A 6212-nucleotide genomic window follows, 5' to 3' on the forward strand; every position below is an offset into this window, starting at 1 on the left:
CCATGCGAAAGCTCGTCTACTTCGTCGGCATGAGCCTCGACGGCTACATCGCCGGTCCGGACGGCGGCATCGAGTTCATGCCCGTGGCGCCGGACTTCGCCGAATGGCTCGCCGCCGAGTACCCGGAGACCCTTCCGACGCACGCGCGTCCGCATTTCGGTCTCGCGGCCGACGCGCCCTGCAAGAAGTTCGACACCCTGGTGATGGGCCGCGGCACCTACGAACCGGCACTGGCCGTCGGCATCACCAGCCCGTATTCGCATATGCGGCAGTACGTCGTTTCCAGCACTCTCGGCCGGATCGACGACCCCACGGTCGAGCTGGTCGACGGTGATCCGGTGGGTCTGGTCCGCCGGTTGAAGAAGGAGGACGGCATGGACATCTGGCTGGCCGGTGGCGGCAAGCTCGCGGGCGCGCTCCTCGATGAGATCGATGAGCTCGTCGTCAAGAGCTATCCGGTCACGGCCGGTGCGGGCGTCCGCGCGTTCGACGGGCCGTTCCGGCCGACGTCGTTCACCCCGGCCCGGCGCCAGGAGTTCGGCAACGGCACCCAGGTCACCTGGCTGACCAGGGCGTGACGGTCAGCCGGCGTCGGTGAGGAAGGACAGGCGCACCTGGCGGTCGGGGTTGTCCACGTTCAGGTCGACCATGGCGATCGACTGCCAGGTGCCGAGCATCAGCTTCCCGCCGATGACCGGCACCGTGACGTAGGGCGCGATCAGCGCGGGCATCACGTGCGAGCGGCCGTGCCCGCGTGAGCCGTGCGCGTGCCGCCACCGGTCGTCGGCGGGCAGCAGATCGCGCAGCGCGGCGAGCAGATCGTCGTCGCTGCCCGCGCCCAGTTCGATGATGGCGATACCGGCCGTGGCGTGCGGCACGAAGACGTGCAACAGCCCGTCGCCGCCCGCCGCGGCGGCGAACTCCGCGCACTGCGGCGTGAGGTCGTGCACCACCTCGCGACGGCCCGTGCTGACCGCGATCAGTGAGCTCTTCATGGCCTCATCATTCCCCGTCCGCGGCGGCGCGTGGACGATCATTCGAGAGTGTCTGGGCGTGTGTGCTTTTGCACAGCTCTGGGAGGTAGCGACGGATCCCGTGGACGGCGGCCGGTAGTCTGGGTGGCTGTTACCAGCCGATTGTCGATCTTGGAGGACCCAGTCGTGGCTCTCGTTGTTCAGAAGTACGGAGGATCCTCGGTCGCGACCGCCGAGCGTATCCGGCGCGTCGCTGAACGGATCGTCGAAACGAAGAAGCAGGGCCACGACGTGGTGGTCGTCTGCTCGGCGATGGGCGATACGACCGACGAACTTCTCGATCTCGCCCAGCAGGTGGCGCCCGCGCCGCCCGCCCGCGAGATGGACATGCTGCTCACCTCCGGTGAACGCATCTCCAACGCGCTGGTCGCCATGGCGATCCACTCGCTCGGCGCGGAGGCCCGCTCGTTCACCGGCTCGCAGGCGGGTGTGATCACCACCGGCGCGCACGGCAACGCGAAGATCATCGACGTCACCCCGAGCCGCCTGCGTGAGGCCCTCGACGAGGGCACGATCGTGCTCGTCGCCGGATTCCAGGGCGTCAGCCAGGACAGCAAGGACGTCACCACGCTCGGTCGCGGCGGCTCCGACACCACCGCCGTCGCGCTGGCCGCGGCGCTGGAAGCCGACGTCTGCGAGATCTACACCGACGTGGACGGCGTCTTCACCGCCGACCCGCGCATCGTCTCCGACGCGCAGAAGCTCGAGCAGGTCTCCTACGAGGAGATGCTGGAAATGGCCGCCTGCGGTTCCAAAGTGCTGATGCTGCGCTGCGTCGAGTACGCGCGCCGCTACAACGTGCCCGTGCATGTGCGCTCGTCCTACACCGACAAGCTGGGCACCTACGTTTACGGATCGATGGAGGACATCCCCTTGGAGAAAGCAATCCTCACTGGCGTCGCGCACGACCGCAGCGAGGCCAAGGTGACCGTGGTCGGGCTGTCGGACGAGCCGGGTTTCGCCGCCAAGGTGTTCCGTGCCATCGCCGACGCCGAGATCAACATCGACATGGTCCTGCAGAACATCTCCAAGGTGGAGACCGGCAAGACCGACATCACATTCACGCTGCCCAAGACCGAGGGCGCGCGCGCCGTCGAGATGCTGACCAAGCGCCAGGGCGAGATCGGCTTCTCCCAGGTGCTCTACGACGACCACATCGGCAAGGTGTCGCTGGTCGGCGCGGGCATGAAGAGCCACCCGGGCGTCACCGCCACGTTCTGCGAGGCGCTGGCCCACGCTGGCATCAACATCGATCTGATCTCCACCTCCGAGATCCGGATCTCGGTCCTGGTCAAGGACACCGAGCTGGACGACGCCGTGAAGGTGCTGCACCGCGCCTTCGACCTGGGCGGCGACGAGGTGGCCGTGGTGCACGCCGGAACGGGGCGCTGACATGATCGGGTCAAGCCCGGAGGCGGTAGCGGAGCGTGGCCACGTAGGGCTCCCGATCATGTCGAAAGGACACTGACGTGGGTATTCGAGTAGGAGTCGTCGGCGCGACCGGGCAGGTCGGCGCCGTCATGCGGAAACTGCTGGAGGAGCGTAACTTCCCGGCCGACGAGGTGCGGTTCTTCGCGTCCGCGCGCTCGGCGGGCAAGACGCTGCCGTGGCGCGGCGGCGAGGTCGTGGTGGAGGACGCCGAGACGGCGGACCCCTCCGGCCTGGACATCGCGCTGTTCTCGGCGGGCGCCACCATGTCCCGGGTGCAGGCCCCGCGGTTCGCCGCGGCGGGCGTCACCGTCATCGACAATTCGTCGGCCTGGCGCAAGGACCCCGAGGTCCCGCTGGTGGTCAGCGAGGTCAACCCGGAGCAGACCCGCAACCTGGTCAAGGGCATCATCGCCAACCCCAACTGCACCACCATGGCCGCGATGCCGGTGCTCAAGCCGCTGCACGACGAGGCGGGCCTGACCCGGCTGGTCGTCTCCAGCTACCAGGCGGTCTCCGGTTCCGGTCTGGCCGGTGTCGACGAGCTGGCCTCGCAGGTGCGCGCGGTGATCGACGACGCCGAGAAGCTCGTGCACGACGGCAGCGCCGTGGCGTTCCCGGCGCCGAACAAGTACGTCGCGCCGATCGCCTTCGACGTGATCCCGCTGGCCGGTTCGCTGGTCGACGACGAATCCGGCGAGACCGACGAGGATCAGAAGCTGCGCAACGAGAGCCGCAAGATCCTCGGCATCCCCGAGCTTCTGGTGAGCGGCACCTGCGTGCGTGTCCCGGTCTTCACCGGCCACTCGCTGTCCATCAACGCCGAGTTCGCCAACCCGCTGTCGGTGGCGCGGGCCAAGGAACTGCTGGCAGGCGCGCCCGGCGTGAAGCTGGTCGACGTGCCGACGCCGCTGCAGGCGGCAGGCGCCGACGAGTCCCTCGTCGGCCGCATCCGCCAGGATCCCGGTGCGCCCGACGGCCGCGGTCTCGCGCTGTTCGTCTCCGGCGACAACCTGCGCAAGGGTGCGGCGCTCAACACCATTCAGATCGCCGAGGTGCTGCTCAGCGACCGCTGAGCCGGTTCGCCGACCCGGGCCGTCCGATCCGTCGCCGGATCGGGTCGGCCCGGTCGTCGTCTCGGGGGCTGGCACAATCGCTTCGGTAAGCGAGTTCGGCGTGGAGGTGTGACCGGTGGGTTCGTATGTCGCCGTGCACATCGCGGACTGGCCGCGCCTGGCGCGGACGGTGACCGAGCGGGCGCCGCGGCGGTTCGCGGACTTGGAGTGGCCCGACGAGGACCACCGCCAGCACTACCCGATCGGCCTGCGCTGGCTGGACCGCGCCGAGCACTGGATCGCCGAGTACCGCTTCCACGCCTACAGTTCCGCCGCGCTGCACACCGAATTCGAGGCGGTGTGGCGCGACGCCCGCCTCTTCGTGCCGTGGGACGCCCCGCCCGAGACGGCCGAGCTGATCGCCGACACCGATCTGTTCCTGCGCGGTCTCTACGGCGCCGACCTCCCCGTCGAACCCGCGGCACACCAGCCGTGGCGCGGGCACAGCGATGTCATCCGGTCCACCGCCTGGCTCGCCCACTCCCCGGCCCACCTGGCCACCTTGGCAAACCTGTGGGGCCGCATCGCCCCCCGCATCCCCGACCTGCACCCGCATCTCGACCGCGAAACCGCTCACCGCCACCGCATCACCACCCCCGCCATCTTCGAGCGCCTCCTGCGCGACTGGGGCGAGGTGGTCCACGAAGCCGACACCCGCCGCTGGGGACTGCTCCTCGACATGTGGTGACCCACAACCCCGACCGGGCCACAGCGCGTTTTCACGCGGTACACGGGCGGTGCCGCTGTGGGGAGTGTGGATGGTCTGTGGCGATGAGATCAGTGGATGCCGGGCGTTCGGGGGTTGTCGCCGAGGCAGAGCAGGACGAAGCAGCCGGGGGGCACATCGGCGAACGGGGGTGCGAGCTGATAGTTCAAGCAGGCGAAGACATTGCAGCCCGGGTAGGCGGCCGGGCCGATACCGAAGACCGCGAGCAGCAGGTTCGCGTCGACGAATCGGCGCGGGTCCAACCGCAGCGGCGGCTCGACGTACGGTCCGGGATCGGGGATGGGGCGGTCGGGCATGGCGGCGAACAGCCTGCGGAAGAACTCGTACGGCAGTTCATCGGTGTTCTGCACGATGCCGGAGATGCCCTGGCTGCTGACATTGCCGAAGACGCCGGTCCACATCACCATCAGGTCGAGCGAGGGCAGCACGAAGACGTTCTGCAAACCGAGCCCGGCCATCATGTACGCGTCGGGCGGCAGGAACGAGGGCGATTCCGCGCAGTCGGGGCCGAGCCAGAAGAGGTAGCCGTAGCACGGGTTCGCCCGCGACGGCGTCAGCGCCATCCGGAGATAGTCTTCGGACACGAGTTGGTCTGCGCCCCAGCGGCCTTCGTTGCTCACCAGCAGGCCGAGCTTGGAAAGATCGTTCGGCGGGATCATCAGATGCGCGTAGCCGTAGGTGTTTCCGGCGCGATCCTTGGCCCAGTAGTAGTCGCTGCGGAGAATGCCGAGCGGGTCGAACAGCTCGCGCTGCGCGAACTGCTGAAACGGCTCGCCGATGGCCAGTTCGATGACGAAGGTCAGCAGGTCGACGTTGCGCTGGCTGTAGCTGAAGGCCGTGCCCGGCGGATTGTCCAGCGGCACACCGAGTGCCTGCACCGCGCTGTGTGGATCGATGGGGATGACTCCGGTGATGCCCTCGGTGAGCACGCCGACCGTCATGCCGGAGGTCTCGGTGAGCAGGTCCTCGACCCGGATGGAGCGGTGCGCCGCGTCGCCGAGGCCCGCGGGCAGGTACTTGTCGATCGGGGCGTCCAAATCGAGCAGGCCGCGGTCCCACGCGATGCCCGCGAGCAGTGAGACCACGCTCTTGGTCACGCTCCAGACATTCCAGGCGACGTTGCCGCTCTCCGCGTTGTTCGGTCCCTCACCGATCAGGCAGTTGTGGCGAAAGACCTGGACGTTGAAGCGGTTTCGGTGACTGGCGAACTCCAGTGCGGCGGCGAGCAGTTCGGGGTCGAATCCGGCTTGTTCGGGGTCCGCGCGCTGCGCGTCTCGGCCGGAGCTGACCTCGCAGCGGACCTGTTTCGCGGTCGCCGCCGGGGCCGCGTGTGCGGTCGCGCCCACGAGACTTCCCGAGACGAGCGACACCGCCGCGATTCCGGCGAGGAAACCACAGAAACGCCCCATGGACATGAGGCTAGCGCCCCGGACCCGTGCAGACCGGCCAACAGGCGGAGGCACGCGGCACGAAAATCGCGGCGGCTCAGCGCGCCCGGCGGGTCACCGCGTAGAGCGCGGCGCCGAGCGCGAGGACCCCGGCTCCGGCGAGCACCGACGCGATCGGCAGCGCGACCGCGACGACCACGCATCCGAGCGCTCCCACCACCGGAATCCAGCGCGCGGGCCGATCCTCCGCCGCCGTGAGCGTGCCCGCCGAGACATTGGCGACCAGATAGTAGACCAGCACGGTGAACGACGAGAAGCCAATGGCCGCACGCAGATCGAAGCTCACGGCGACAACCGCCACCACCGCGCCGACGACCAGCTCCGCCCGGTGCGGCACGCCGAAGCGGGGATGCACGGCGGCGAGCGCGTGCGGCAGATAGCGGTCGCGGGCCATGGCGAGCGTCGTGCGCGAGACGCCGAGCACGAGCGCGAGCAGCGAGCCCGCCGCGGCGACCACCGC

The 6212-nt window shown here is 69.0% G+C and carries 7 protein-coding genes; 4 read left to right on the plus strand and 3 right to left on the minus strand.

Features of this window, described 5'->3' with window-relative positions:
• The first annotated feature begins 2 nt into the window (after positions 1–2).
• Entirely contained in the window at positions 3–578 is a 576-nt protein-coding gene (locus NL1_RS26715; protein ID WP_067844827.1) for a dihydrofolate reductase family protein, read from the plus strand.
• 3 nt (positions 579–581) lie between these two features.
• Here the strand turns inward: NL1_RS26715 and NL1_RS26720 are convergent, their stop codons facing one another.
• Positions 582–995 (minus strand): secondary thiamine-phosphate synthase enzyme YjbQ, encoded by a 414-nt coding sequence (locus NL1_RS26720; protein WP_067844829.1) that lies wholly within the window; start codon positions 993–995, stop codon positions 582–584.
• A gap of 165 nt (positions 996–1160) precedes the next feature.
• Between NL1_RS26720 and NL1_RS26725 the strand changes: the two genes are divergently transcribed.
• The 3 genes from NL1_RS26725 to NL1_RS26735 all read left to right on the plus strand — a co-directional run bounded on the left by NL1_RS26725 (position 1161) and on the right by NL1_RS26735 (position 4265).
• On the plus strand, positions 1161–2426 hold the full coding sequence (locus NL1_RS26725) for an aspartate kinase (protein WP_067844831.1): 1266 nt from the start codon (positions 1161–1163) through the stop codon (positions 2424–2426).
• 77 nt (positions 2427–2503) lie between these two features.
• Complete coding sequence (locus NL1_RS26730; protein ID WP_067844833.1) at positions 2504–3538, plus strand: aspartate-semialdehyde dehydrogenase; 1035 nt, start codon at positions 2504–2506, stop codon at positions 3536–3538.
• Positions 3539–3653: 115 nt separating this feature from the next.
• A complete protein-coding gene (locus NL1_RS26735) occupies positions 3654–4265 on the plus strand; it encodes a hypothetical protein (protein ID WP_067844835.1) in 612 nt (203 codons plus the stop codon).
• 89 nt (positions 4266–4354) lie between these two features.
• Here the strand turns inward: NL1_RS26735 and NL1_RS26740 are convergent, their stop codons facing one another.
• Positions 4355–5713, minus strand: a complete 1359-nt coding sequence (locus tag NL1_RS26740) for a serine hydrolase domain-containing protein (RefSeq protein WP_067844837.1) — start codon at positions 5711–5713, stop codon at positions 4355–4357.
• A gap of 76 nt (positions 5714–5789) precedes the next feature.
• On the minus strand, positions 5790–6212 hold a 423-nt coding region (locus tag NL1_RS26745; protein ID WP_156095066.1), incomplete at its 5' end, for an amino acid permease.

Origin of the sequence: Nocardia lijiangensis NBRC 108240, from assembly GCF_001613045.1 — a bacterium.
Classification (GTDB): Bacteria; Actinomycetota; Actinomycetes; order Mycobacteriales; family Mycobacteriaceae; genus Nocardia; species Nocardia lijiangensis.

Coding starts and splice junctions, on each gene's coding strand:
- NL1_RS26715 (WP_067844827.1), top strand. CDS start 3: ATGCGAAAGCTCGTCTACTTCGTCGGCATGAGCCTCGACGGCTACATC.
- NL1_RS26720 (WP_067844829.1), bottom strand. CDS start 995: ATGAAGAGCTCACTGATCGCGGTCAGCACGGGCCGTCGCGAGGTGGTG.
- NL1_RS26740 (WP_067844837.1), bottom strand. CDS start 5,713: ATGGGGCGTTTCTGTGGTTTCCTCGCCGGAATCGCGGCGGTGTCGCTC.